The organism is Pseudomonas sp. NFACC08-1, from assembly GCF_900106735.1.
GTDB lineage: Bacteria > Pseudomonadota > Gammaproteobacteria > Pseudomonadales > Pseudomonadaceae > Aquipseudomonas > Aquipseudomonas fluorescens_Q.
On the sequence record NZ_FNNL01000005.1, the window covers coordinates 120,624 to 145,626 of the forward strand.

The window sequence follows — 25,003 nt, forward strand, 5'->3', positions numbered from 1 at the left end:
ACATGATCCCCTACGGTCGCCAGGACATAACTCAAGCTGACATTGATGCGGTGATTGGGGTGTTGCAATCCGACTTCCTCACCCAGGGCCCTATGGTGCCCCGCTTCGAACAGCAAGTTGCTCAGCATGTGGGTGCCAGCCATGCGCTGGCAGTGAACAGCGCAACGTCTGCGCTGCATATCGCTTGTCTTGCACTGGGGCTCGGCCCAGGTGACCGTTTGTGGACAAGCCCCATTACCTTTGTGGCTTCTGCCAACTGCGGATTGTACTGCGGAGCGCAGGTTGATTTCGTGGATATAGATCCACGTACCTACAATCTTTGCCCCCTGGCGCTGGAGCGCAAGTTGGAGCAGGCCGAACGAGCAAATGCGTTGCCCAAAGTGGTCGTGGTGGTCCATCTCTGCGGTCAGCCCTGCGACATGCAAGCGATCCACGGGTTAGCCCAGCGCTATGGGTTCAAAGTCATAGAGGATGCCTCCCACGCCATCGGCGGCAAATACCAAGGCGAATTTATCGGGAACGGAAAGTACAGTGACATTACGGTATTCAGTTTCCACCCGGTAAAGATCATTACCACCGCTGAAGGCGGCATGGCTTTGACCAACGACGTCGAGCTAGCCAATAAAATGGCTCTGCTGCGTAGCCACGGCATTACCCGGGATGCGCAACAGATGACTCATGAGTCGGATGGTCCCTGGTATTACCAGCAGATTGATCTGGGTTTCAACTACCGAATGACTGAACTGCAAGCTGCCTTGGGCGTTAGTCAGATGGAGCGTCTGGATCAATACGTCGCTCGCCGTCATCAGTTGGCTGCGCGTTACAACGACCTATTGGCGACTTTACCTGTCACTGTCCCTTGGCAACACGCCGACAGCTACTCAGGCTTACATCTTTATGTGATTCGTTTGCAACTGGATAAAATCAGCAAGACTCATCGCCAGGTGTTTGAATCGCTACGTGAGCAAGGGATTGGCGTGAACCTGCATTACATTCCGGTTCACACCCAGCCTTACTACGCGCAGATGGGCTTCAAGCCTGAGGATTTTCCGATGTCGCAAGCTTACTACCGCGAGGCAATTAGCATCCCGATGTTCCAGACGATGAGCAATGAACAGCAGGACCAAGTAGTTACCGCCATCACCAAGGCTTTGCAACGATGAAACTGGCCGTCATTCCTGCCCGGGGAGGCAGCAAGCGAATACCGCGAAAAAACATCAAGGCGTTTTGCGGTAAGCCGATGATCGCCTGGTCAATTGAAGCCGCATTGCAAAGTGGCTGCTTTGATCAAGTCATTGTCTCGACCGATGATCAGGAAATTGCTGAAGTAGCTCGCCAATACGGAGCCAGTGTTCCGTTCATGCGTCCTGCTGAACTGTCTGATGATTACACCGGAACTATACCGGTAATTCAGCAGGCCATCGAATGGTGCCGGGCTGATGGGTTTGATGTCCGCCAAGTATGCTGTTTGTATGCAACCGCACCGTTCGTTAGCCCGGAAGATTTGTGTCGTGGCTTGGATATCCTTGAAAAAACCGGTAGCCAGTACGCCTTTTCGGTGACCAGCTACGCATTTCCGATACAACGGGCGATTCGCCTGACGGAAGCGGGGCACGTTGAAATGTTCAACCCTGAACATTTCAACGCCCGTTCTCAAGACCTTGAAGAAAGCTACCACGATGCCGGCCAATTCTACTGGGGACAGGCAAGCGCCTGGTTGGGAGGGAAAATTATCTTCAGCCCTGAATCCTGTGCGGTTTTATTGCCGCGTCACCGTGTACAGGATATCGATACTCCCGAAGACTGGGTTCGTGCCGAATGGCTGTACAAAGCATTTCAAGCTGAGTCAAGTCAGCAGTGAAAGGAATGACGGTTGTATTCCGGGCCGATGCTTCGCTGCAAATTGGCAGTGGACACATCATGCGTTGCCTGACGTTGGCTGACGCTCTTCGGGCTGAGGGGGCTGAGTGTCACTTTATTTGTCGGGAGCACACGGGGCATTTGCTAGATTTTATTAGCGATAAAGGTTTTATTGCTCATAAATTGCAAGTTCAGAAAGATGTTAGACACGACGAAGAAAAAAAAATAAGTGAAAGTCCGATGCATAGTCATTGGTTAGGCGCTACGCAAGAACAAGATGCAATTGCGAGTAGGTCGATATTGGAATGGCTAAGACCAGATTGGCTCATCGTTGACCACTACGCACTAAATGCATGCTGGGAGAAAAAGGCTCGGCAATTTTGTCGGAAACTTATGGTTATTGATGACTTGGCTGATCGTCAACACGTCTGTGATTTATTGCTTGATCAGAACTTGGGGCGACTACCCTCAGACTACGCTCGTCATGTTCCTTTGGGGTGTGAACTGTTAACTGGCCCTGCCTTTGCCTTGCTGCGCTCCGAGTTTTCTGAGCTGCGAAGTTATAGTTTGGAGCGTCGTACTTCACCAAACCTTAAAAAATTGTTGATCACAATGGGAGGCGTTGATGAAAACAACGCAACAGGCCTGGTTCTGAATGCTTTACAAGTAACTCTATTGCCTGAAGACGTCCATATAACCGTCGTAATGGGGGCGGCTGCACCTTGGTTGGCTGATGTTCAATATCTAGCAAAGCAAATTCCTTATCCAACGGAGGTCGTATTTAATGTTAGTGATATGGCTAGAAGGATGGCAGTCAGCGACTTAGCGATTGGTGCTGCCGGTAGTACATCTTGGGAGCGGTGTTGCCTAGGGTTGCCAAGTTTGATGGTTGTTCTTGCCGACAATCAATCTGGAATTGGAGAGGCTTTGCATAACAGTGGTGCTGCTATTTTATTAGGACGGCCTGACGATATTGATTTTTGTGCGAATGTAAAAAAGACAGTTGAAGTTTTGGCTGGAAATAAAGAAATGCAAGCGCGTATCAGCTCTGCGGCTGCTGATATTGCTGATGGCACTGGGTGTACGGCTGTAGTTAGTCGTATCAAAGAAAGAAGTTGACTATGAAGATTACCATTCTCTGCAATTCGGAAAAGCATCCGGTCAATTTTATGTTGGCGCGTTGGATTCAAAGCTATACTGAACAACACGACATTATTTTAGCAAGGAGTAAGTCTGAGTTAATCGGTGGCGATATCTTATTTCTTGTTTCTTGCGGTGAAATAATTGGGTCAGAAGAACGTGATAAGTTTCAAAAGGTATTAGTAATTCATGCGAGTGATTTGCCGAAAGGCCGTGGATGGAGTCCTCATATATGGGCTATCATTGAAGGCGCTGACGAAATAACCGTAACTCTGTTAGAGGCGGAAGATAAGGTAGATAGTGGCCATATATGGAAGAAGATAAACGTTGAGGTGCCAAAGCATGCTCTGTGTCATGAAATAAATGAATCGTTGTTTGCCGCTGAATATGAATTGATGAGCTTTGCTGTGGAGCAATTCCAGTGGGTAAAGCCTGCTCCGCAACCCGATATGGCTTCTACATATTATTCTCGGCGGGAGCCGAAAGATAGCGAATTGGATCCAGAGGGTAGCATCGCTAGTCAGTTTGATTTAATTCGGGTGAGTGATCCTGATCGATTTCCTGCATTTTTTAATATGCACGGCCATACCTATAAGTTGACGATAGAGAAAATTAAGAAATGAATAAAATTATTTCGATTAATGGCCGAAAAATCGGGGCTGATTTTCCTCCTTATATCATCGCGGAAATGTCGGCAAATCATAACGGTAGTAAGGATATTGCCTTCAAAATTATCGAGGCTGCAAAGAGAGCTGGTGCTGATGCTTTAAAAATTCAAACCTACCGCCCCGATACCATTACGCTAAACTCTGATGCTCCAGACTTTCAGATCAAGGGAGGCTTGTGGGATGGCAAGACCCTGTATGAGCTTTATGAGTGGGCTCACACTCCTTGGGAATGGCACGGACCGCTTTTCGATTACGCCCGAAAATTAGATCTGACAATTTTCAGTTCACCCTTCGACAATACGGCAGTTGATTTGCTTGAGGATTTGAATGCACCAGCTTATAAGATCGCTTCATTCGAAGCCGTTGATTTGGAGCTCATAAAATATGTAGCCGGTACCGGTAAGCCTATGATTATTTCCACCGGAATGGCGGACGCCGAAGAGATAGCAGAGGCTATTGAGGCTGCTCGTGAGGGGGGGTGTAGGCAACTGGCAATACTTCATTGTGTCAGTGGTTATCCTGCCCCTGCCCATGACTATAACCTGCGTACAATACCCGATATGATCCAGCGCCATGGCTTGGTAACTGGTTTATCTGACCACACACTGGACAATACTACGGCGATAACGAGTGTTGCGCTGGGGGCATCTATCATTGAAAAACATTTTACTCTCGATCGGAATGGTGGAGGCCCCGATGATGCCTTTTCGCTTGAGCCAGCAGAGTTGATTGCCTTATGTCGGGATAGCAAGACGGCTTGGACTGCCTTGGGGACGGTTGACTATGGACGTAAATCGAGTGAACAGGGAAATGTGAAATTTCGTCGCTCATTGTATTTTGTTAAAGATTTAAAGGCGGGTAGCGTTATTTCAAATGGGGACATTAGGAGCGTTAGGCCTGGATATGGTCTTGCTCCGAAAGAAATGAATAAAATTCTGGGGAAGATTATTCAGTTTGATGTGGCGAAAAACACACCGGTAGCGTGGCGTTTTTTTGAGTAAGAGTGTGGCAGTTTGAGATAGGCTTCAAGTTTTTAATGTTGTTGTAGGTTGTCTAAGGACTAAGAGTTTTGCATGCGGAGATATAATGAATTTTCTCATTTTGATAAATTCAGCACCCCAATATAAGTACTTTTATTTTCAGATTGGGGCTGCGCTCGGAAGATTAGGGCATAGTGTTTATTATGCTGTAGATTCGAAACGTTCCTGTGTTCTAGAACCGTTGGCCGAGTTAGATGACGGGGATAATACCTTCTTTTTTGATGAGTATTTAAAGGAAAATTATGAGCTTGTTTCGTCGTCAATATGCAGTGACGTAACTTGGGGGGAGTGTTTTTTTTCAGAGTTCGATCGATTTCTAACTCACGATTTCAATCTAGATAAGCCAAGAGAATATTGGGAAAAAACAAAGCAATGTTTGGATTTGTTTTTCGAAAACTTAGTAAAGGGTTTGAATATTGATGCTGTGATTTATGAGAATATTTCAAATAGTTTTGCTTTCTTTGCGTATAAAACCGCACGGAATAATAATAAAAAATACTTGGGGTTAATGGCGTCAAGACTGCCTGGTAGATTCGAGGTCCAAACTTCAATTTTAGACGATGAAGTGGGAAGAATCAAAGAGCTGGCTTTGTTAGAACCAAGTCTTGATGAGTTGGAGTGGTATGCGGCATATAAGGGGAATATAGTAAATACTTTGCCTGATTATATGTTTTATAATAATTTAGATAAAATTAGCTTGGTGAAGCTTCTATCTCCAAACAAATTGTTTCATGTGGTAAAACTGTTGAAATCCTATTGGGAAGTTGATCATTTTTACGACTATCAATTTGGTAGCCCTATGCGTGCGATAATAAAGGGGGGGCGGATTAACTTAAGAAGAAAAATTTCCGCAATTCGATCATTGAGATATTTTAACTCCGATATAACAGTTGATCAGTCCGCGCAGAAAGAAAAATATTATGTTTACCCGATACATTTTCATCCGGAGTCGTCAACATCCGTGTTGTCCCCTCTGTATACAAATGAATTTAATAATATCTTGAATATATCTAATTGTCTGCCCTTTGGTGTGAGGTTATATGTGAAGGATCATATGAGCGCCTATGGGTATCAGACTGCTGAATTTTATCGTAAGGTGTCTGCTTTGCCGGGCGTTAGGTTGATTAGGCCTTCGCAGAATATCAAAAAACTTATTCTTAAGTCTCAGGGGTTGATAACTGTAAACAGTACTGCGGGATTGGAGGCCTTGATTTTGGGTAAGCCAGTTTATTTATTAGGTCGAGTTTTTTATCAGGACTTTCCTGGAGTTGTAAAGCTAAATGGTTTTTCAGATATTCCAAGCTGTCTTGATCGAGTCGAAGTTGATGAAGATTTAGTTGCTTTGCACGTGATTGCTTACTATCGTTTTACATATGAAGGGGATTTGAGGATAAGTAGTTGGAAGAATAAAGAGCCCGAATATTATGATCGATTGGCCTGTTTGTTAGAGAAGAAGGCCTGTTAAATTTTTATGTGTATTAATGGCTTGTGCATAGTCGGGTAGTACAATGAGCTTGACAGTTTCTAAGGCGTCATTATTAAGGCTTTGTTTTGTTCTGTTCTTTTTGTTTAGTGTCATCGCGTACACTTATGAAGTTCAGATTCGCTCAGATTGGGTGCTCGGGCTGCTCTTTGTTAGATGGGGGTTTTTGCTAGCTTTTTGTTTGGTGTGTTTATGCTTTAGCAAAAATGTACTACCTTATATATTCTTCCTTAGCTTGACTTTCGTTTTTTATTTTCTGGGTGAGAGAGAGCATCTTTCGTACTTGGTTTTGGTTGTGTTTTCATTTGCGCTCTCTGAGCAAAAAGAAGAGCAAGTGCAGAAGTTATTTTTGCGAGCGGCTTTTTTATGCTCCTGTTTAATATGTTTTATATTTGTGTTGAGTTTTTTGGATGTTATCGAAGGGAAGATTTTTGTTAATACTTTAGGTTTTGCCTTTGAAGTAAGGAGCGGTCTTGGTTTTTATAATCCTAATCCTGCAAGCCTTTTGTTACTGGCTTGCGTTATGATTTTTGTAGCCTTTGATAGGCGGTTATTGTTTTTTTTCTGGTTGTTGATTTTTTGGTTCTTTCAAGGATGGCTGGGTTCTAGGACTTATATAATGGTTTCTGTAGTTGCTTTTTTGTTGTTTTTTGTTAGGCAGGAGATCCGTTTTCTAAGGTTTATTTATATTTCCCTGATAGGAGCTATTGCACTCTTTCCGGTGCTTGTTTTGTGGGTGTTGAATGGCGCAAACTATTATGTATTTGGTGTCGATGCTAATGCACTATTGAGTGATAGGCTTAATGTAATTAAGTTGGCGTTTGAAAGTCCTGGTGGACTCAATTATATCCCCAGTGCGGACTTTTTAACTATTGATCCGGGGTTTATAAATTTTTTGGGTTATTTTGGAGTGATTTTATATTATATTTTGCTCGGTTTGTCTCTGGCTGCGATTGTCAATGAGCGCCGAGGTGGTGTGTTGATTACCATGATTGTGTTTCTCTTGTCTAACTTTACAGAAAATGCTATTTCCCCGTATAATCTTATGTCGCTTCTTTTCTTTGTTGTTATATTTGAGAGTTTGCGAAATGGTCGAAGGAGTCCAAGGGTTGAAAATAACTGTATTTAATTATGCCCTTGAGATGGGGGGGACTGATCGAGTAGCTGTGGAGTTATCTAAGATATTCTCTAATGAAGGCGAGCAAGATGTTGTGTTTTTAACCATGAAAGCGCGCAGCGATGATTATTTTGACTTGTCTCCTTTGATTAAACGTGCTGACCTTGGCTTTGTTGCGGATGATAAAAAACAGCAGGGTATTAGCTATTTGGGGGGGCGGGCATTTAAAGCTTTTCTGAAAATGATTGTTTTTATTCTGAAAGAAAGGCCTGATTACTTAGTGTCTAATTGGACATCGATAAACTGTTTTGCTTTGTTTGCGGCGTGGCCTTTTAGTGTGCGTGTTGTGTGTGTGGAGCATATGCATTTTGATCAACCCTCAAAGCTCTGGAGGTTTTTAAGATGGTTAGTATATCGAACTGCATATAGGGTGGTCTGCCTAACTGAACAGGATCTGGATGAATATAAAAAGATTGGGGCAAAAGCTGTAAAAATTTTCAATCCTTTGACTGTGGAGGTTTTGAAGATGTCTAAGCGGCAGGGGACTAAATTTGTCGCGGTTGGTCGTCTTGAAGAGCAGAAAGGATTTGATATTTTAATTAAGGCTTTTAAGCGAGTGTCTACTATTTATCCCGACGCTTGTCTTGAAATATATGGAGATGGTAGTCAGCGCGATATTTTGCTTCGGCTTATTCTCGAGTTCGATCTTGAAGGGGCTGTGACCTTAAAAGGGGCGACGAAAAATATTTCTGAAGCCTACGCAAGTGCTGATTTTTTTGTTCTGTCCTCTAGATTTGAAGGGTTCGGTTTGGTAATAGTCGAGGCCCAAGCACATGGTTTGCCTGTAGTGTCTTTTGATTGTCCAAGGGGGCCTTCCGAGATAATTTTTAATGAGGTAAACGGTTTTTTGGTTGAAAATGGAAGCTGCAAAAAACTAGCCGAAAAAATGATCGAATTAATCGAGAATCCTGTGATGTGCTCCGAAATGGTTGCCGCTGGATTAAAGTCTAATGAGCGTTTCGGACACGAGACTATACGTCAAGAATGGCTAAATAAAGTTTTTGGTGGGTAACTATGTCTAGCGTGACTTTTAGCATAATTATGCCGGTTTTTAATGCCGTAAGGACATTAAATGAATCCGTACTTAGTGTGCTTGATCAGACGTTCACAGATTTCGAGTTAATAATTGTAGATGATTGCTCCGTAGATGGTAGTCGTGAATCTATTAAGCTTTTTGCGGAGATGGATAATCGGATTCGGACTGTTTTCCTTGAGCGTAACTCCGGTGTCGCAAATGCGCGAAATGCAGCAATAAAGTGTTCTGAGGGCAGTTATATTGCCTTTCTTGATGCGGATGATGTTTGGATGAGGGACAAGCTGCTCAGGCAGAACGAGTTTTTTTCAAATGGTGCTGATGTTGTTTATTCAGATTTTATCCGTTTTTATGAAGATGGGCATGAAAAAACGGTCTGTTCGCCTGACTTTGTAGACTTCAAAAAAATGTTGAGCGGTAACTGTATAGGGAACCTCACGGGAGCTTACAATACGAGGACCTTAGGTAAGGTTTATCAGGAGTCCATTGGTCATGAAGATTACCTAATGTGGTTGCAGATATTTCGGCGGGGTGTAGTCGCTAAAAGGGTTCCTGAGGTACTGGCCCGTTATCGGGTTTTAAACTCATCTCTGTCAGCCAATAAATTTAAAGCTTTACTTTGGACCTTTCGTATTTATAAAGATAAGATGGGGCTTGGGTTGTTATCTTCAATTTATTATCTTTTTAAATACGCTATTGGCGCCATGTTGGTGCGGGTATAAATCTATGAAAGTGCTTGTGACGGGAGCTTCAGGATACATCGGTCGCGAGTTATGTCGTGAGCTTGGAAAAAAAGATGAGGTCTTGGGAGTTGGGCGTTCTGCACTGGTCGCGCCTGTCGGTTTTAATTACAAGTGCTCTGATTTACAAGGCGACAGTCTCGTTGAATTATTCGCTGGGTATGATTGTGTTGTGCACTTGGCAGGTAAGGCGCATATAGTCGGTCGCGGTGAGGTTTTTGAAATTGAATCTTTCCGTGATGCCAATAAAAATATAGCGGTGCGCGTGGCTAAGGCGGCCATTGAAGCTGGTATTAAAAGATTTGTTTTTATCAGTTCTATAGGAGTAAATGGCGCCAGCACTTCTGGGTGTCCATTTAGTGAGATGTCGACTCCTCAGCCGACCGCCGCATATTCGATTACGAAATATGAAGCTGAGATTTCTTTAAGGGAACTTGTTTCGAATAGCAGTATGGACTTGGTTGTTGTTCGACCGCCGCTTGTCTATTCTTATAATGCACCGGGGAATTTCTCTCGCCTGCTAAGGCTGGTGTCGTTAGGTATACCGCTTCCTCTCGGAGCAGTAAAAAATTCTCGAAGCATGATTGCGCTTGAAAATTTAATAGACTTTATAAAGGTTTGCTTGACTCATAAGTCAGCGGCTAACGAAATTTTTTTGGTGTCTGATCGGTGTGACGTCTCAACACCGGAGGTAGTAAAGTATTTGGCGCAAGGGATGCGAAAAAAAATACTCATGTTGCCTATCCCAAATCCGGTCATGCGGCGGCTTATGTCTGTTGTCGGTAAAAAGTCTATGTATATGCAGCTTTGTGGTTCGTTGGTCGTCGATTCCAGTAAAGCGCAGCGGCTCTTGGGCTGGGAACCGCCTTATAATGCTATCCAATGCTTAATTGAAGCAGGTCGTCGATTCAAGACGCGCAAATGTTGAGTTTTTTCATGGCGGAAACATAATGATTTTTAGCTTGTTTATATTTGTAGTCTTTGTGTCGTCTTGCGTGCTGACCTACGGGCTGCGAAGTTATGCATTGTTCAAAAATATTATTGATGTTCCTAACGCGCGTAGTTCTCATACAAGTCCAACTCCCCGCGGAGGTGGTGTAGCGATAGTCATTAGTTTTTTGTTGGCGTTACCTATACTGGCTTTTTACAATTTTATAATTTGGCCTACAGTGTGGGCGCTGCTCGTTTCCGGCTCGGCTATCGCAGTTCTCGGGTTTCTAGACGATCATGGGCACATCGCGGCCCGTTGGCGTTTACTTGGGCACTTTGCTGCATCGATGTGGGCGTTGTTCTGGTTAGGTGGCTTACCGGCCCTTACGTTATTTGGTGTCGAGCTTGAATTGGCTTGGTTGGGACACATCCTTGCCGTTTTTTACTTGGTATGGATGCTCAATCTCTATAACTTCATGGACGGTATCGACGGTATTGCAAGTGTCGAGGCCATTTGCGCCTGCCTTGGCGCTTCTTTGTTGTACTGGTTGGCTGGTTTTGACAGTTTGATAGTTGTCCCCTTGGCACTGGCGATGTCAGTTGCAGGTTTCCTGTACTGGAACTTCCCTCCAGCGCGAATTTTCATGGGGGATGCAGGAAGTGGATTCCTTGGCATCATCCTAGGTCTAATGTCGTTGCAGGCCGCCTGGGCTTCACCCAAACTGTTTTGGGTCTGGCTGATTTTGTTGGGTGTCTTCATCGTGGATGCAACCGTCACCTTGCTACGACGCATGCTACGAGGTGATAAGGTGTATGAGGCTCATCGCAGTCATGCGTACCAATTCGCTTCGCGCCATTATGGTCGGCATTTGCCAGTAACATTGGCTGTGGCGGTGATCAACTTGTTCTGGCTTCTGCCTCTGGCTGCAGGTGTCGTGTTGTGGAATGTGGATGGCGCATTGGCTTTGATTGTGGCCTATATTCCGTTGGTAATGCTTGCCGTCGGGTTTCATGCTGGCGAGTTGGAGAAGGTCTGATTTCAGGTTAAGGCTCGCTTTTTTTGTTTGTTAGTTGTCTAACGCAGCGAATGTAATTGCGTGCTTAGGAATGGATTAGTTTTAGGAGCAGACCGAGGTGCGTGAAGGGGTTATGGATAAAATACGATCGGCTTTGCTGGGCTTGCCAAGGCGTCATAAACGCGCAATCCAGCTGGCAACGGACGTTGTACTTGTCTGGGTCGCCCTATGGCTGGCGTTCGTCGTTCGCCTGGGCGTCGAAGCATTGGCCAGCCCAATTGAAACGCACCTTTGGCTTTTCGCATCGGCTCCTTTGATCGCTATTCCAATCTTCATCCGCTTTGGCATGTATCGCGCGGTCATGCGCTATTTCGGTAACGACGCGCTGATCACGATTTGCAAGGCGGTCAGCCTTTCGGCCTTGCTGCTGGCTTTGGTGGTGTATTGGTACAGCAACCATAAAACCGTAGTGCCACGCTCCATCATCTTCAACTACTGGTGGCTGAGCCTGATCATGATTGGGGGCTTGCGCCTGATGATGCGGCAGTACTTCCTGGGGGACTGGTTTACCGCAGCCCAGCATGTGCCCTTTACCAACCGTGACGACGGTCTGCCCAAGGTTGCTATTTATGGTGCCGGGGCCGCAGGTAACCAGCTCGTGGCCGCGCTGCGCATGGGGCGGGTGATGCGACCGGTCGCGTTCATCGATGATGACAACAGCATCGCTGACCGCGTGATCGCTGGACTACAGGTCTACGCGCCCAAGCATATCCAGAAAATGATCGACACAACCGGCGCGCAGGAAATTCTGCTGGCGGTGCCTTCCTCGTCACGTGGGCGCCGTCGGGAGATCTTGACGCTGCTTGAAGGCTTCCCCCTGCATGTCCGTAGCGTCCCTGGGTTCATGGACCTGGCCAGCGGCCGGGTCAAGGTAGATGACATCCAGGAAGTGGACATCGCCGACCTTCTAGGACGCGATCCGGTTCCCGCACAACCTGACCTGCTGGAGCATTGCATCACTGGCCAGTCGGTCCTGGTCACTGGAGCCGGTGGCTCGATCGGCTCCGAGCTTTGTCGGCAAATACTGGCACTGAAGCCGACTACGCTGCTGCTGTATGAGCATAGCGAATTCAATCTCTATAGCATCCTGTCTGAGCTTGAGCCTCGAGTGGTTCGGGAGTCGCTGTCGGTTCGGTTGCTGCCTATCCTTGGATCGGTACGAGATCAGGACAAACTGCTGGACGTGATGAAGACCTGGAATGTCGACACGGTCTATCACGCCGCCGCTTATAAGCATGTCCCGATGGTCGAACACAACATTGCCGAAGGCGTCCTGAACAATGTGATCGGGACGTTGAATACGGCACAGGCTGCGTTGCAGGCAGGCGTATCGAACTTCGTGCTGATCTCCACGGATAAAGCGGTGCGCCCAACCAATGTAATGGGCAGCACCAAGCGGCTTGCAGAACTGACCTTGCAGGCCCTTAGCCGCGAACTGGCCCCCGTGTTATTCGGTGACAAGGCCAACGTTTCAAGGGTCAATAAAACCCGTTTCACCATGGTTCGGTTTGGCAATGTATTGGGGTCATCCGGTTCGGTTATTCCTCTGTTCCACAAACAGATCAAGTCCGGCGGGCCGTTGACCGTCACGCACCCAAAAATCACGCGTTACTTCATGACCATTCCCGAGGCCGCTCAGTTGGTCATACAGGCGGGGTCCATGGGGTTGGGTGGAGACGTGTTTGTGCTGGACATGGGCGAACCGGTAAAGATCGTCGAGCTGGCGGAAAAGATGATTCACCTGTCTGGCTTGAGCGTCCGTTCGGAAAAGAACCCCCACGGCGACATTGCAATCGAGTTCACTGGCCTGCGTCCAGGCGAGAAGCTTTACGAAGAATTGCTGATTGGCGACAATGTCGTCGCCACCCAGCACCCGATGATCATGAGTGCCAATGAGGACCATCTGTCTTGGGACACGCTCAAGATCAAGCTAGCTGAGTTGCTGGCCGCCATCGAGCGCGATGACTACACCAGGGTCCGCCAGCTGCTTCGGGACACTGTCAGTGGTTACGCTCCAGACGGCGAGATTGTCGACTGGATCTACCAGCAACGTCGTCTCGAACCCTGATTGTTACATACGCTGTAACGTACACATTTTTGACAGCGACACCTCATCGCCTAAGTTTGAGAAGCAGCTTCGGAAAAGCTGCTTCTCTCTTAACGATGTCATGGAGCGTCATTTATGCGTACAGGCTATTTCTACTCTCTGGTTTTTGCCTTTCTCACCACCGCCTCGATTGCTGCTATCGCCGCCCCGGCGGTCAAGCCTGAGGTGGTTGCTACGCCGCAAGCAGTGGAGCAGCCAGCCAAAACGCAGAGTACCAAGGTGGATTTGAACGGGGCGGATGCTGCCACGCTGCAGCGCGAGCTGTCAGGGATAGGGAAGGGCAAGGCCGAGGCGATTGTTGCGTATCGGGAGAATAATGGGCCGTTCTCTTCGGTGGAGGAGTTGCTGGAGGTCAAGGGAATCGGCAAGGCGATTCTCGACAGGAACCGTGACAAGCTGGAAGTGAATTGAGTTTGTAATTGAAGGAGGCCGGTCGTATTGACTGGCCTTTTTGCTGTCTGGCGGATGCACATTTTTGCACGCACTCTGGAGGCATCCCGCTGTTGGCATAAATAATGATTACCTACAGCCAACCGATTGTTCAACAATCTGAGGCCTTCCTTCCATGATCCATACGCTTTCCTTGGCCGACCAGATCACGCTGGAGCTACGCGCCGACATCATCGGTGGCCGCTTGCTGCCAGGCATGGCGCTGGTGGAAAACAACCTGGTCTCGGCCTACAGCGCCTCGCGCAACACCATCCGTGAAGCCTTACACCGCCTGGGCCAGGAAGGGTTGACCCGTTACGTGCGCAACAAAGGGGTGATGGTCCGCAGGTTAGGTGTCGATGACGTGGGAGATCTGTTCAAGGTCCGTCGCACTCTGGAGCTGCAAGCCATCATGGGCAGTCAGCCACTGCGCGAGTATCAATCTGACCGGATGCTCGAGGCCCTCGAAGCGGCGGATTTGGCTCGGGAACGTGAAGACTGGCGTTCGGTCGGCACCCATGGCCTGGCGTTCCATCAGCACATCGTCGGATTGATGCGCAGCCCATTACTTGATGAGTTTTTCACCAATGTGGTTGCACAACTGCGCCTGGTATTTAGCTCCGCGCCCGATGAGGCTCGTTTCCAAGCGCCGTGGCTGACCCGTGACCGCTATATCCACGATTGCCTGGCCGAGGGCGACAAGCTTGCGGCCCACGAAGCCATGAGTCTTTACCTCGACGATTCCGAGCAACTGCTTCTGCAACTGCTGACGCCCACCCATCACCCCTGATCAAGGACCCGCGCCATGTACAAAGACTACCCAGCCGCCTACCAGGTCAGCAAAGGTTCAGCCCTGCAGGTGGACAAACCCTTCTACGACCGCATCCGCACCCAGCAGGACAAGCGCGCCCTGATCGAGCAGTTCGAAGTGCCGATCCGTACCGGTAAGGCCTGGCACGTACCCGCCGGTCATGTGTTCCGAGTCACGACTCCGGTGGGCCCGCAGGTAGGAGACTTCAACGTCTGGAACGCCCACGATCCACGGGAACGCCTGTGGGCGGCGCGCACGCGTCAGCTTCAGGGCGCCCACGTCAGTACCCATGATCGGTTGTGGTCGAACCTGCCATTCCTGCGGCCATTGGTGACCATCACCGATGACAGTCTGGCCGGTTATGGCATCGATGAGCATGGTGGCCGACTGCACGATCTGCTGGGTACGCGCTGTGATCCCTATGTGAACAAGATGCTGACGGGGGAGGATTTTCATCATCACTGTCACTCGAACCTGACCCGTGCGGTGTTGCCTCACGGCCTGACTGAGTTCGATGTGCACGACGTGCTGAATATCTTCCAGTGCACCGGGCTTAATCATGACGACATGTACTTCATGAAGGCCTGTCCGGCGCAGAAGGGCGATTACCTGGAGTTTTTTGCCGAGATCGATCTGTTGTGCGCCCTGTCCACCTGCCCGGGTGGTGACTTGTCGCTGGCGATGTGGGGGCCGGATGCGCAGGATCCCCTTAGCGTCTGTCGTCCTCTGGGGGTGGAGATCTATCGGTTGGAGGATTCATTGCTGGAGGGCTGGAGCCAACCTGAGCGGGCGGCATACAAAGGGTTGCATGGCTTGCAGATTGCCAAGGCGGATTGGGAGAAGTAAGGCGGCAGGGGCTCTTGTGGCGAGGGAGCTTGCTCCCGCTGGGCTGCGCAGCAGCCCCCAAATCATGACTCAATCAGCCTGGCGCACCGCGTCGGCAGGTTTGAGGGGGCGCTTCGCGCCCCAGCGGGAGCAAGCTCCCTCGCCACGGGTACGGAGTGTGAAGCTTCCTCACCACAAGAGTGGTGTGTGAGGCAGCGGTTAACGATCCTTGGCCTCCTTCGCATCCATTTCCGCATTGCGCTCGGCAACGCGCTTGCGTTGCTCATCGGTCAACTCGACCTTGTGGGCGGTGTCGCGCAGCATCATCAGACCACCAACGATCGAGCCGATTGCAACAATCAGAATCAACCAGGCATACCAGGGCATAGGGCTCTCCTTGAGGGGGCGATGGACGGACGAACATTTCGCCGGTCCATCGCACCTACCACTTATGAGCGAAGGTTGCTCGCAGTGGTTCAATACTACGCCCGTTCGGTCGGCTTCACCTCAAAGCCCGGTCAGCATCGCATCGGCGGGAGCGTCTGCACGCAACTGTGCGGTGAGGATGAAGTAGACGAAACCCACCACCATGAAGCCAAGGAAGATCAGCCCGATCAGCGCGTTGAACCAGGCCATCGCCACCAGGCACACCACGGCCAATACCAGGGCGATGCCGGGTACCAGCGGATAGCCCGGTGCGCGGAAGGTGCGTTCCAGGTTGGGTTCGGTTTTACGCAGTTTGAACAGGCTGAGCATGCTCATGATGTACATGACGATGGCACCGAACACGGCCATGGTGATCATCGCCGCAGTCAGGGTCATGCCGCCGAGGTTGATCAGGCCGTCGCTGTAGATCGCCGCGATGCCGATCAGCCCACCGGCGATGATCGCCCGGTGCGGCGTCTGGAAGCGTGACAGCTTGGCCAGGGAGGCGGGCAGGTAACCGGCGCGGGCCAGGGCGAAGAACTGGCGCGAGTAGCCAAGGATGATGCCGTGGAAACTCGCCACCAGGCCGAACAGGCCGATCCACACCAGCATGTGCAGCCAGCCGGAGCTTTCGCCAACCACGGTTTTCATGGCTTGGGGCAGGGGATCGTTGATGTTCGACAGGGTGCGCCAGTCGCCGACGCCACCGGCAAAGAACATCACGCCCATCGCCAGGATTACCAGGGTCAGGATGCCGCTGATGTAGGCCTTGGGAATCGTGCGTTTCGGGTCCTTGGCTTCTTCGGCGGCCATGGCCGCGCCCTCGATGGCCAGGAAGAACCAGATGGCGAAGGGGATCGCGGCAAACATGCCGGCGATGGCCGGTGCGCCGAACACATCGGAACCGGCCCAGCCGTTCAGGGCAAAGCTGCTGAAACTGAACGCCGGGGCCACGACGCCCATGAACACCAGCAGTTCGGCCACCGCCAGGACGCAAACAATCAGCTCGAAGGTCGCGGCCAGTTTGACCCCGAGGATGTTCAGGCCCATGAACACGATGTAGGCGCCGACCGCTGCGTGTTTCGGGTCCAGGGCCGGGAACTGCACGTTCAGGTAGGCGCCGATGGCCAGGGCAATGGCTGGCGGGGCGAAGACGAATTCGATCAGTGTCGCCAGGCCGGCAATCAACCCGCCTTTCTCGCCGAAGGCGCGACGGCTGTAGGCAAACGGCCCGCCGGCATGGGGAATGGCGGTGGTCAGCTCGGTGAAGCTGAAAATGAAGCAGGTGTACATGGCCGCCACCATGAAGGACGTCACCAAAAAGCCCAGTGTCCCGGCCACGCCCCAGCCATAGCTCCAGCCGAAATACTCGCCGGAAATCACCAGGCCGACGGCAATACCCCATAAATGCAGGGTGCCCAGGGTGGGTTTGAGTTGTGTGTTCATCGGTGGCTCCCCTCGATCCATAGCAAAAGCGCTGGGGAGGGCAGTGCAGTGGGCGTGCCAGGGTGGCGGGGGCGGTCGTAATGGGTGAAATCGTGTCGTATCGGGGATGTTCCTTGCTTGATGTGCCCCTGTTGTGCGCCAGTTGGGGGCGTTGGCGCTGGTAATGCCGCCTTCGCGAGCAAGCCCGCTCCCACACTGGACTTGCGGTGAGCTCACACCGCGACCTCCTGTGGGAGCGGGCTTGCTCGCGAAGGGGCCCGCCCAGCCAATCATCCAGCCGATTTTTTTACAGATTCTTTATCCCCCAACCGATCTCTAGATCTCGTTCCTTTACAGCCTCCCTGCCGACAATCACTCCACACACGGCACGACGCCGTACCACGGAGAAATCCCATGAATGTTCTGGACGGGGTGTCGCTGCTGCTGGCAGGGGCGCTGTTCATTTATCTGCTGGTTGCGCTGTTGCGCGCCGATCGGAACTAGGAGCGGCTATGCACGGTTATGACTACGGGCTGATCCTCGGCTTTTTCGCCCTGGTGCTGATTCCGGCACCGTTTCTGGGGAGTTTTTACTACCAGGTGATGGAGGGCCAGCGCACTTGGCTTTCACCGATCCTCGGTCCGGTGGAGCGCGGTTGCTATCGCCTGGCCGGTGTCGATTCCACCGCTGAGCAGAGCTGGCAGAAATACACCCTGGCCCTGCTCGCGTTCAACCTGGCGGGTTTTTTCTTGCTGTTCGCCATTCTGCTGCTGCAGGGATATCTGCCGCTCAATACAGAACAATTGCCCGGCATGGAGTGGACCCAGGCTTTCAACACGGCCGTGAGTTTCATGACCAACACCAACTGGCAGTCCTACAGCGGTGAAGCGTCCCTGAGCTACCTGAGCCAGATGGTCGGCCTGACCGTGCAGAACTTTGTCAGCGCCGCAACGGGACTGGCCGTGCTGGTGGCGCTGTGTCGCGGTATCGGGCGCAAGTCCGCCGCAACGCTGGGTAACTTCTGGGTCGACATGACCCGCGCCACCCTCTATGGGCTGTTGCCGCTGTGCCTGCTGCTGGCATTGTTCCTGGTCTGGCAGGGCGTGCCGCAGACCTTTGCGCACTATGTGCACGGGGTCACGCTGCAGGGCGCCGACCAGGTCATCCCGTTGGGGCCGGCCGCCAGCCAGATCGCGATCAAGCAACTGGGCACCAACGGTGGCGGTTTCTTCGGCGTCAACTCGGCGCATCCGTTCGAAAACCCGACGGCCTGGAGCAACCTGTTCGAAGTCGCCTCGATCATCCTGATTCCCGCCGCGCTGGTGTTCACCTTCGGCCATTACGTCAAGGACTTGCGCCAGAGCCGGGCGATCATCGCCTGCATGCTTGCTTTGTTCCTGATTGGCGGCGCCACGTCGCTGTGGGCCGAATACCAGCCCAACCCTGCCTTGGACAACCCGGCCGTCGAGCAAGCCGCGCCGCTGGAAGGCAAGGAAGCACGCTTCGGCACCACGGCCACGGTGCTGTGGTCGGTGACCACCACGGCAGCGTCCAACGGCTCGGTCAACGCCATGCACGACAGCCTCAGCCCGCTCAGCGGCATGGTGTCGCTGGTGAACATGATGGTCGGCGAGGTGATCTTCGGCGGCGTCGGGGCCGGGCTCTACGGGATGCTGTTGAACGTACTGATCGCAGTATTCCTGGCCGGCTTGATGATCGGTCGCACCCCGGAATACCTGGGCAAGAAGCTGGGCGCCCGGGAGGTGCAGCTGTTGGTGGCAACCCTGCTGGTGATGCCCGTGAGTGTGCTGGTGTTGGGTGCCGTCGCCGCGAGTCTGCCGGGGCCGGCCGCAGCGGTGAGCAACCCGGGTGCCCACGGTTTCAGCCAGTTGTTGTACGCCTACACCTCGGCGGGAGCGAACAACGGTTCGGCATTCGCCGGGTTCGGCGCCAACACACCTTTCCACAACCTGATGCTGGGCCTGGGCATGTTGATCGGTCGGTTCGGCTACATCCTGCCGGTGCTGGCGTTGGCCGGCAGCCTGGCCTTGAAGAAGACCGCGCCGATTGGCCAGAACAGCTTCCCCACTCACGGCCCGCTGTTCGTGACCTTGTTGACCGTGACCATTCTGTTGGTGGGCGGCTTGACCTTCTTGCCGACCCTGGCGCTGGGGCCGATTGCCGAACACCTGAGCATGGGCTTCTGAGGACCTGATGATGAATATGCCGATGAGCAAAACCGTCGCCGCCAAGGCACCGGAACAACCGAAGACCCACCTGTCGGCCCTTTGGCGGCCGGCGCTGGTGCAAGCCTTCGTCAAGCTCGATCCACGCCAGTTGCACCGCGCGCCGGTGATGCTGGTGGTGGAACTGACCGCGATCCTCACCACTGTGTTGTGCTTCATCCCCGACAGCGCCGTGCCGACATTTGTGGCTGCGCAAATTGCGTTGTGGCTGTGGTTCACCGTGCTGTTCGCCAACTTCGCCGAAGCCTTGGCCGAAGGCCGCGGCAAAGCCCGGGCCGACAGCCTCAAGGCCGGCAGCGAAGGTCTCAACGCACGTCGCCAGACCGCCAGCGGCTTTGAAATCATCCCCGCCACCCGGCTGCGCAAAGGCGACGTGGTGCGCGTCGAGGCCGGCGACATGATTCCCGGCGACGGTGAGGTGATCGAAGGCATCGCCGCGGTCAACGAGGCGGCGATCACCGGCGAATCGGCGCCGGTCATCCGCGAGTCCGGCGGCGATCGCTCGGCCGTCACCGGCAACACGCGGCTGGTCTCCGACTGGTTGCTGATACGCATCACCAGCAATCCCGGCGAGTCCACCCTGGACCGCATGATCGCCTTGGTCGAAGGTGCCAAGCGCCAGAAAACGCCGAACGAGGTGGCGCTGGATATTCTGTTGATCGGTCTGACGCTGATCTTCCTGTTGGTGGTGGTGACGCTGCAACCGTTCGCCCATTTCGCCAACGCCAACCTGCCGCTGGTGTTTCTGGTGGCGCTGTTGGTGACGTTGATTCCCACCACCATCGGCGGGCTGCTGTCGGCCATCGGCATCGCCGGGATGGATCGGCTGGTGCGCCTGAACGTGATCGCCAAGTCCGGCCGCGCGGTGGAGGCGGCGGGGGACGTGCATGTGTTGATGCTGGACAAGACCGGCACCATCACCTTTGGCAATCGTCGCTGTACAGCGGTCTATGCCGCCGCCGGTGTGAGCGCCAAGGAACTGGCCGAAGGCGCGCTGTTCGCCTCGTTGGCTGACGATACCGCAGAGGGCAAGTCCATCGTCGAGTACCTGCGAGGTTTGCATCCACAGTCCGAGCCTGGCGTCGAAGCGCTGAGGGCCGTGCCGTTCAGTGCTGAAACCCGTTTGTCCGGCGTCGACTATCAGGGCCGCATCTACCGCAAGGGCGCCGTGGATTCGTTGCTGGACTTCATCGGCCTTGCACGCAATGAGTTGCCACAGGCATTGGCGCGGGAGGTCGACAAGATCGCCCAGAGTGGCGGCACGCCGTTGCTGGTGTGCGTGGACGGCAAGTTGCTCGGCGCGATCCATCTCAAGGACGTGGTCAAGCCGGGCATTCGCGAGCGCTTTGCCGAGTTGCGCAAGCTGGGGATCCGCACGGTGATGGTCACCGGCGACAACCCATTGACCGCTGCGGCGATTGCCGCCGAGGCCGGTGTCGATGACGTGCTGGCGGAGGCCACGCCGGAGAAAAAACTGGCGCGTATCCGTCATGAGCAAAATGACGGTCGGCTGGTGGCCATGTGCGGCGACGGTGCCAACGACGCCCCGGCCCTGGCCCAGGCCGATGTCGGCATGGCGATGAACGACGGCACCCAGGCCGCGAGGGAAGCGGCCAACATGGTCGACCTCGACAGCGACCCGACCAAGTTGCTCGATGTGGTGCAGATCGGCAAGGAACTGCTGGTGACCCGTGGCGCACTGACCACCTTTTCCATCGCCAACGACATCGCCAAGTACTTCGCGATCCTGCCGGCGCTGTTCGCTTCGATTTATCCACAGCTCGGCGTGTTGAATGTGATGCACCTGAGCAGCCCCCAGAGCGCGATTGTGTCGGCCATCGTCTTCAACGCCTTGATCATCGTCGTGCTGATCCCCCTGGCCCTGCGTGGCGTGCGCGTGCAAGCGGCAAGTGCGGCGGCGCTGTTGCGACGCAATCTGCTGATCTATGGCCTGGGCGGGATCGTGGTGCCGTTCGTGGGGATCAAGGCGATCGATATGTTGCTGACGGCGCTGCACCTGGTTTGAGGTGTGAGTGCATGTAGCTACTGAACTTTGTGGCGAGGGGATTTATCCCCGCTGGGCTGCGGAGCAGCCCCCAGGCCTGATACCCCGGGGTGTCAGGCAAAACGACGGCGATTGTTTTGGGGTTGCTGCGCAACCCAGCGGGGATAAATCCCCTCGCCACAGATGTATTTTCAACTGAGGAATTGTTGAATGCTTACCTTCATTCGCCCGGCCTTGAGCCTGTTACTACTGATGACCCTGATCACCGGTGTCGCGTACCCGCTGGTGGTCACCGGCGTGGCGCAAGTCGCGTTTCCCGCCCAGGCCAACGGCAGCCTGGTCGTCGATGCCGACGGCAAGGTCCGTGGCTCGACGCTGATCGCCCAGGATTTCACCGGCGATGCGTGGTTTCATCCACGGCCGTCGGCCGGTGCCTTCGCCACGGTTGCCAGCGGCGCCAGCAACTTCTCCCCAAGCAATCCGGCTCTGGCCTCGCGGGTGATCGATGACGCCCAAAAACTCCAGGTGCCCGGCCAGGGCCCGGTGCCGCTGGCCTTGCTGACCACCTCCGCCAGCGGGCTGGATCCGCACTTGCCTCCGGCGGCGATTGCCTATCAACTGGCGCGTGTCGCCGCAGCGCGCAACCTGCCGGCCTCGACCTTGCAGCAACTGCTCGACGACAACACCGAGCAATCCTTGGTGGGCCCGCCAGTGGTGAATGTGCTGGCGCTGAACCTGGCGTTGGAAAAACTGTAGAACCTGTGGGAGCGAGCTTGCTAGCGATGAGCGTGTATCAGTCGCTCTCAATGTTGGCTGACCTTCCGCTATCGCGAGCGAGCTCGCTCCCACAGGATGGCTGAACCTATTCGAAACAAGAGAATCCCCAGCATGAGCGACTCCGGCCGCGCCGACGCACTGTTAGCCAATCTGCCCCGTAACGATCGTGGCCGGCTCAAGGTCTTCCTGGGCGCGGCGCCCGGTGTCGGCAAGACCTACGCCATGCTGCAAGCGGCCCACACCCAACTGCGTCAAGGCGTGAAAGTCGTCGCCGGCGTGGTGGAAACCCACGGTCGTGCCGAAACCGAAGCACTGCTCGGCGGTCTGGTGCAGCAACCGTTGGTGCGTTCGGAATATCGCGGCGTCATGCTCGAAGAAATGGATCTCGACGGCCTGCTCGCGGCCCGCCCGGCCCTGGTGCTGGTGGACGAACTGGCCCACAGCAACGCCCCCGGCAGTCGTCATGCCAAACGCTGGCAAGACATCCAGGAACTGCTCGCCGCCGGCATCGATGTCTACACCACCGTCAATGTCCAGCACCTGGAAAGCCTCAACGACCAGGTGCGCGGCATCACCGGAGTGCAGGTGCGCGAGACGCTGCCGGACTGGGTCTTGCAGGAAGCCGATGAACTGCTGTTGATCGACCTGCCATCGCGCGAGCTGCTGGAGCGCCTGCGTGATGGCAAGGTCTATGTGCCGGAGCAGGCGCGAGCGGCGATCGATGCGTTTTTCACCCAGACCAACCTGACCGCGTTGCGTGAGCTGGCCATGCAGACCGCCGCCGCCCAGGTGGACAACGATTTGGCCCAGGGTTATCGGCAACTGGGCCAGGCCGCGCCGGCGGTGCGCGGACGCTTGCTGGTGGGGGTAGGCGCCGACGTGCAGGCCGAGCGTCTGGTGCGCCACGCCAGCCGCGTCGCCCAGCGCCGGCATCTGCCGTGGAGCCTGGTCCACGTAGACAGTGGCGTCGCGCACGACGAGTCATCGCGACAGTATCTGCAAAATGCCCAGCAGTTGGCTGAACGTCTCGGCGGCGAAGTGGTGCTGTTGCGGGCCGGCGAAGTCGCCAAGACCTTGATCCAGCACGCCACCGAACGTCGCGCCACGCTACTGTTGGTGGGCCAGTCCCGGCCGCGTTTGCGGCGACGGTTGTTCGGCGGTGGCTTGGCTTCACGCTTGCTGCGCGATGCCCGGGGACTGGAAATCAACGTGCTGGACAGCGATGAACAGCCCCGTCCCGCCCGCGTGCGTTCGAACGCCGTCCAGACTGGGTTCGACTATGCGCTGGCGTTGATGGCGACCGTGGCGGCCAGCGCGTTGGCCTGGGGTATTTCAGGGTGGCTGGCGCTGCCCAATATCTCCCTGGTTTTCCTCATGGCAGTGTTGCTGGTGGCGGTACGCAGCAGCCTCGGTCCGGCGCTGGCCTGCGCGGCGCTGTCGTTCCTGGCCTATGACTTCCTGTTCATCCCGCCGAATTTTTCCTTCACCATCCAGCGCGAAGAAGACGTGCTGACCCTGGTTTTTTTCCTGCTGATGGCGGCCCTGACCGGCAATCTGGCGGCCCGTCAGCGCCGACAATTGCAAGCCTTGCGCGACACCCAGCAGGAAACCGGCGAACTGCTCGACCTGTCGCGCAAACTCACTGCCGCCACCGACCGCCAGGCGGTGATCAGCGCCGCCGCGCAACACCTTAACGGCCTGCACGACTTGCAGCTTTGCCTGCTCAATCGCGACGGCCAGCGAGATTGGAAGGTCGAGACGGGCGAGCCGTTGACATTCACCGAGGCCGAACGTGCGGCGGCCGATTGGGCTTGGCAGCATGACCAGCCCGCCGGTGCCGGCACCGGGACGTTGCCCTCCGGACGCTGGTGGTGGTGGCCGCTGTCGGCGGAAGGCGGGCCGCTGGGGCTGCTGGGGGTGTGCCCGAACGAAGGCAAGCCGCTGAGCGGCCAGCGTCGGCGTTTACTGGCGGCGCTCAGTCAACCATTGGCCCAGGCGTTGGCCCGGGCGCAACTGGCCCAGGACCTGGAAGCGGCGCGCCTGCACGGTGAAACCGAGCAACTGCGCAGCGCCTTGCTGGCTTCGGTGTCCCATGACTTGCGCACGCCGCTGACGTCCATGCGCGGCAGCATCGACAGCCTGTTGGCGCTGGGGGAGGCGATCCCTCTGGCCGATCGCCGTGAACTGCTCGAAGGCACCCGCGATGAGGCCGAGCGGCTGGATCGCTACATCCAGAACCTGCTGGACATGACCCGTCTTGGCCACGGCGCTCTGAAGCTGGCGCGAGACTGGGTGTCGCCAGCCGATATCGTCGGCAGCGCGCTGAACCGCCTGCGGGCGGTGTTGGCACCGCTGGCGCTCAGTGTCGAGGTGCCCGCTGAATTGCCCTTGCTGTATGTCCATGCGGCGTTGATCGAACAGGCCCTGGTAAACGTGCTGGAGAACGCTGCGCGATTCTCACCCGTTCACGGGCGACTGCTGCTGAGCGCCGGCGTGACCGACAGCGAAGTGTTTTTTGCGGTGGCTGACGAGGGGCCCGGGATCCCTGAGCAAGAGCGAGAGAACATCTTCGACATGTTCTATACCGCCGCGCGCGGCGATCGGGGCGGGCAGGGCACGGGGTTGGGATTGGCCATCTGCCAGGGCATGGTCGGTGCCCATGGCGGGCGAATCAGCGTGGCCGATGGCCTCGACGGGCTCGGCACCTGCATCACGTTGCACCTGCCCTTACAGGCACAACCGGGCATGGACGATGAAGCTTGAGCGGCGCTGGGTTACTCTCGTCCTACCTGCTTGCCTTTTCAC

Annotated in this window: 22 protein-coding genes; 20 read left to right on the forward strand and 2 right to left on the reverse strand. The window is 54.1% G+C overall.

Annotated features, from left to right (window positions below; all coding sequences use genetic code 11):
• Nucleotides 1–2: 2 nt before the first annotated feature.
• From pseC to BLU76_RS12565, 15 genes are all read left to right on the forward strand, one after another.
• Entirely contained in the window at nucleotides 3–1,163 is a 1,161-nt protein-coding gene (gene pseC / locus BLU76_RS12500) for a UDP-4-amino-4,6-dideoxy-N-acetyl-beta-L-altrosamine transaminase (RefSeq protein ID WP_092222903.1), read from the forward strand.
• A complete protein-coding gene (pseF, locus tag BLU76_RS12505) occupies nucleotides 1,160–1,861 on the forward strand; it encodes a pseudaminic acid cytidylyltransferase (RefSeq protein WP_092222904.1) in 702 nt (233 codons plus the stop codon). The genes pseC and pseF overlap by 4 nt, the downstream gene beginning before the upstream one ends.
• A 5-nt stretch (nucleotides 1,862–1,866) precedes the next feature.
• Nucleotides 1,867–2,979 carry a UDP-2,4-diacetamido-2,4,6-trideoxy-beta-L-altropyranose hydrolase gene (gene pseG / locus BLU76_RS12510; protein WP_092222906.1) on the forward strand — a complete coding sequence of 371 codons (1,113 nt, stop codon included), beginning with the start codon at nucleotides 1,867–1,869 and terminating at the stop codon, nucleotides 2,977–2,979.
• A gap of 2 nt (nucleotides 2,980–2,981) precedes the next feature.
• Nucleotides 2,982–3,623 carry a formyltransferase family protein gene (locus BLU76_RS12515; protein WP_092222907.1) on the forward strand — a complete coding sequence of 214 codons (642 nt, stop codon included), beginning with the start codon at nucleotides 2,982–2,984 and terminating at the stop codon, nucleotides 3,621–3,623.
• On the forward strand, nucleotides 3,620–4,669 hold the full coding sequence (pseI, locus tag BLU76_RS12520; RefSeq protein ID WP_092222909.1) for a pseudaminic acid synthase: 1,050 nt from the start codon (nucleotides 3,620–3,622) through the stop codon (nucleotides 4,667–4,669). Before BLU76_RS12515 ends, pseI begins: the two co-directional genes overlap by 4 nt.
• 85 nt (nucleotides 4,670–4,754) lie before the next feature.
• Nucleotides 4,755–6,173, forward strand: a complete 1,419-nt coding sequence (locus tag BLU76_RS12525) for a capsular polysaccharide export protein, LipB/KpsS family (protein WP_092222911.1) — start codon at nucleotides 4,755–4,757, stop codon at nucleotides 6,171–6,173.
• 43 nt (nucleotides 6,174–6,216) lie between these two features.
• A complete protein-coding gene (locus BLU76_RS30710; protein ID WP_139211598.1) occupies nucleotides 6,217–7,320 on the forward strand; it encodes a hypothetical protein in 1,104 nt (367 codons plus the stop codon).
• Complete coding sequence (locus BLU76_RS12530; protein WP_170867296.1) at nucleotides 7,301–8,380, forward strand: glycosyltransferase family 4 protein; 1,080 nt, start codon at nucleotides 7,301–7,303, stop codon at nucleotides 8,378–8,380. The genes BLU76_RS30710 and BLU76_RS12530 overlap by 20 nt, the downstream gene beginning before the upstream one ends.
• A 2-nt stretch (nucleotides 8,381–8,382) precedes the next feature.
• Complete coding sequence (locus BLU76_RS12535; protein WP_092222915.1) at nucleotides 8,383–9,123, forward strand: glycosyltransferase family 2 protein; 741 nt, start codon at nucleotides 8,383–8,385, stop codon at nucleotides 9,121–9,123.
• Between the two features lie 4 nt (nucleotides 9,124–9,127).
• Nucleotides 9,128–10,069, forward strand: coding sequence for an NAD-dependent epimerase/dehydratase family protein (locus tag BLU76_RS12540; RefSeq protein WP_092222917.1), 942 nt, complete (start codon nucleotides 9,128–9,130; stop codon nucleotides 10,067–10,069).
• Nucleotides 10,070–10,091: 22 nt separating this feature from the next.
• Nucleotides 10,092–11,108: an MraY family glycosyltransferase gene (locus BLU76_RS12545; protein ID WP_092222919.1), complete on the forward strand. Its 1,017-nt coding sequence runs from the start codon at nucleotides 10,092–10,094 to the stop codon at nucleotides 11,106–11,108.
• Between the two features lie 112 nt (nucleotides 11,109–11,220).
• On the forward strand, nucleotides 11,221–13,215 hold the full coding sequence (locus tag BLU76_RS12550) for a polysaccharide biosynthesis protein (protein ID WP_092222920.1): 1,995 nt from the start codon (nucleotides 11,221–11,223) through the stop codon (nucleotides 13,213–13,215).
• A 114-nt stretch (nucleotides 13,216–13,329) separates the two neighbouring features.
• Nucleotides 13,330–13,665 carry a ComEA family DNA-binding protein gene (locus BLU76_RS12555; protein ID WP_092222923.1) on the forward strand — a complete coding sequence of 112 codons (336 nt, stop codon included), beginning with the start codon at nucleotides 13,330–13,332 and terminating at the stop codon, nucleotides 13,663–13,665.
• A gap of 154 nt (nucleotides 13,666–13,819) precedes the next feature.
• Nucleotides 13,820–14,473, forward strand: a complete 654-nt coding sequence (locus tag BLU76_RS12560) for a GntR family transcriptional regulator (RefSeq protein WP_092222924.1) — start codon at nucleotides 13,820–13,822, stop codon at nucleotides 14,471–14,473.
• 15 nt (nucleotides 14,474–14,488) lie between these two features.
• Nucleotides 14,489–15,340, forward strand: a complete 852-nt coding sequence (locus BLU76_RS12565) for an urea carboxylase-associated family protein (protein ID WP_092222925.1) — start codon at nucleotides 14,489–14,491, stop codon at nucleotides 15,338–15,340.
• A 198-nt stretch (nucleotides 15,341–15,538) separates the two neighbouring features.
• Here the strand turns inward: BLU76_RS12565 and BLU76_RS12570 are convergent, their stop codons facing one another.
• Together BLU76_RS12570 and eat are read right to left on the reverse strand one after the other, a co-directional pair.
• Nucleotides 15,539–15,706, reverse strand: coding sequence for a DUF2897 family protein (locus tag BLU76_RS12570; protein ID WP_014337248.1), 168 nt, complete (start codon nucleotides 15,704–15,706; stop codon nucleotides 15,539–15,541).
• A 120-nt stretch (nucleotides 15,707–15,826) separates the two neighbouring features.
• Nucleotides 15,827–17,191, reverse strand: a complete 1,365-nt coding sequence (gene eat, locus BLU76_RS12575; protein WP_092144864.1) for an ethanolamine permease — start codon at nucleotides 17,189–17,191, stop codon at nucleotides 15,827–15,829.
• 393 nt (nucleotides 17,192–17,584) lie between these two features.
• On the opposite strand from eat, the gene kdpF reads away from it, so the two are divergent.
• The 5 genes from kdpF (at nucleotide 17,585) to BLU76_RS12600 (ending at nucleotide 24,961) form a co-directional block, all read left to right on the forward strand.
• Nucleotides 17,585–17,674, forward strand: coding sequence for a K(+)-transporting ATPase subunit F (kdpF, locus tag BLU76_RS12580; RefSeq protein ID WP_063322338.1), 90 nt, complete (start codon nucleotides 17,585–17,587; stop codon nucleotides 17,672–17,674).
• Nucleotides 17,675–17,682: 8 nt separating this feature from the next.
• Complete coding sequence (gene kdpA, locus BLU76_RS12585) at nucleotides 17,683–19,377, forward strand: potassium-transporting ATPase subunit KdpA (RefSeq protein WP_092222926.1); 1,695 nt, start codon at nucleotides 17,683–17,685, stop codon at nucleotides 19,375–19,377.
• 10 nt (nucleotides 19,378–19,387) lie between these two features.
• A complete protein-coding gene (gene kdpB / locus BLU76_RS12590; protein ID WP_092222928.1) occupies nucleotides 19,388–21,442 on the forward strand; it encodes a potassium-transporting ATPase subunit KdpB in 2,055 nt (684 codons plus the stop codon).
• Nucleotides 21,443–21,631: 189 nt separating this feature from the next.
• Nucleotides 21,632–22,177, forward strand: coding sequence for a potassium-transporting ATPase subunit KdpC (gene kdpC / locus BLU76_RS12595; RefSeq protein WP_063322335.1), 546 nt, complete (start codon nucleotides 21,632–21,634; stop codon nucleotides 22,175–22,177).
• Nucleotides 22,178–22,309: 132 nt separating this feature from the next.
• Nucleotides 22,310–24,961, forward strand: a complete 2,652-nt coding sequence (locus BLU76_RS12600; protein WP_092222930.1) for a sensor histidine kinase — start codon at nucleotides 22,310–22,312, stop codon at nucleotides 24,959–24,961.
• The last annotated feature ends 42 nt before the right edge of the window (nucleotides 24,962–25,003 follow it).